General features: G+C 80.7%; 1 protein-coding gene. It reads left to right on the forward strand.

Annotated elements, in window-relative coordinates:
* A partial coding sequence (locus tag N864_RS25380; protein WP_034723140.1) for a DUF5691 domain-containing protein occupies positions 1–414 on the forward strand: 414 nt, incomplete at both ends.

Genomic DNA, 414 nt, shown 5'->3' on the forward strand with positions numbered 1-414 from the left:
CCGCCGACCCGCAGGCCTGGGCCCTGCTGCCCTCCGCCGAGCGCCCGGCGGTCGTCGCCCGCCTCCGGCCGGGCCCTCGTCGAGTCGACGTGGGACCGGGACAGCGCGGGCGCCCGCCGTGCCCACCTCGAGGCCCTGCGCGTCGGTCTCGGCCCGGACGACGAGGAGCTGCTCGAGCGCGCCCTCGACGACCGGGCGGCCTCCGTCCGCGAGGTCGCCTCGGCTCTGCTCGACGCCCTGCCCGGGTCGGCCCGAGCCGCCCGGATGGCGGACCGGCTCCGCCCCCTCCTCCACCAGAGGGGGGTGCGCAAGCGGGGCCTCGAGGTCAGCCTGCCCGACGAGCCGGATGCGGCGGGCTGGCGCGACGGGCTGACCGCACCGCCACGCGGCCGGTCCGCCCGCGGCTGGTGGCTC

It is taken from the genome of Intrasporangium chromatireducens Q5-1 (assembly GCF_000576575.1).
Classification (GTDB): domain Bacteria; phylum Actinomycetota; class Actinomycetes; order Actinomycetales; family Dermatophilaceae; genus Intrasporangium_A; species Intrasporangium_A chromatireducens.